This window comes from Streptomyces odontotermitis (assembly GCF_050510915.1).
Classification (GTDB): Bacteria; Actinomycetota; Actinomycetes; order Streptomycetales; family Streptomycetaceae; genus Streptomyces.
Map to the genome: position 1 here is coordinate 1 of NZ_JBNJLS010000068.1, position 385 is coordinate 385.

A 385-nucleotide genomic window follows, 5' to 3' on the forward strand; every position below is an offset into this window, starting at 1 on the left:
CGCGATCCCGGTGACGGCGAGCGGGTAGATGACGCCGCACACCACGGTCAGGACGATCAGCGCGCGCAGTCCGGCACCGATCAATCGGGCGGTGTTTCCTACGGAGTTGTTCATGTCAGGTCACCCAATGCCCGGGATGAGGGAGATGAGCAGGTCGATGATCTTGATGCCGATGAAGGGCGCGACGAGCCCGCCCAGGCCGTAGATCCCGAGGTTGCGCCGGAGCATCCGGTCGGCGCTCATCGGCCGGTAGCGGACGCCCTTCAGGGCGAGCGGGACCAGGGCGATGATGATCAGCGCGTTGAAGATGACGGCCGACAGGATCGCGGACTTGGGGCTGGACAGGTCCATGATGTTGAGCTTGTCCAGGCCGGGATACACCACC

At 64.9% G+C, this 385-nt stretch carries 2 pseudogenes; both read right to left on the bottom strand.

The window, feature by feature from the left end:
- Positions 1 to 114 (bottom strand): annotated as a pseudogene (locus ACQB60_RS45795) (potassium-transporting ATPase subunit C); the annotation flags it as partial.
- Between the two features lie 6 nt (positions 115 to 120).
- Positions 121 to 385: pseudogene (locus tag ACQB60_RS45800) on the bottom strand (potassium-transporting ATPase subunit B); the annotation flags it as partial.